Annotated in this window: 1 protein-coding gene; it reads right to left on the bottom strand. The window is 30.9% G+C overall.

Annotation, left to right across the window (positions count from 1 at the left end; all coding sequences use genetic code 11):
- Positions 1 to 141: 141 nt before the first annotated feature.
- Positions 142 to 1,137: hypothetical protein (locus tag ACY2RU_RS17580; RefSeq protein ID WP_490139790.1), on the bottom strand; the 996-nt coding region annotated here is incomplete at its 5' end.

Here is a 1,137-nt window from a genome sequence, read left to right on the forward strand (position 1 = left end):
TAACGTCTCGGCTATGAGTAGTTGCGTGGGTTAGCACTTAACTTAGCAAGTACACACCAATCTGAAAATCCGAGAGGATTTTCAGAAGTAGGCGAGAACAAGCAATTACTTATAGCCATTGTTGTAGAGCGTAGTTTTTTATCAGTTTTTATATTTTCTGTCCATTTTTTTCTTCCACCTTTCATATTTTCTTTTTTCGCTCGGAATTGTGTACTGAAGATAAATATCATCTTTTTCAGTCGGTTCAATATTTTCAAAACGCCATAAAATTCTATTACTTTCCTTATCCAGCGAGTAATTACTTGGTTTTAATTCCTCAATTGAATCAAAATCGATGTCATTAAGTTTTAAAATTATATCTGCTTTTCCAATGTCTTTGTACCATCCAGAACCTGTTTTTAAAATGTACTTGAAATATCGGAAAGCATTTTTTCCAGCTAAACCAGATGGCAATTCATAGCTTACTTTTATAGTTTTAGTTTCATTTTCCTTAAAACTTACACTCCAAACATACCAAGGAAATTTTCCATTTTCTGTTAAGTCGTGAAATTTTGAAATTAAATCACCTGATAAACCAGTCTTGTTCCAATAGAAATTGTGAATTGAATCGATAGCCATTTGCATTTCTTGCTTTTTCAAATCTTTTGGAAAAATTAGAGAGCCATCTTTTCTGTATTGCACGTTATGAGTTTTATAAGTACTGTCAATTTTCGTTTGGTGTTCCTTTTCCAATTTATATATGGTCATAAATTCTCGATAGACACTATCCATTTCTTTAGGTACTTTTATATCCCTTTTTGAAAGGATTTTATTATCTACTTGTATTTCGAAATTGGTTTTGTCCATTTCTGAATAACCTCCAAAATTCCAATAATCAAAATCCATAACTGGAAATCCGACTTCCAATGATGTTGCTTGTCCATAATTTTTCATCTCAAAGATGCAATTCACTATAGATTTTTCAAGAAATAAGTCAACTTCCACAATTTCCGATTCCATTCTAATTTTACAATCTTCAACTGTGTAAATTCCATTTGCGCAAATTGGATTAGGTGCAATATCAACAACAGAAAAAGCTGTTAAAAAAAGACAAAGTATAATTAGAATTTTAAATTTCATATTTTTTTTGCTATGCTC

Source organism: Ulvibacter sp. 2305UL32-6 (assembly GCF_058148545.1).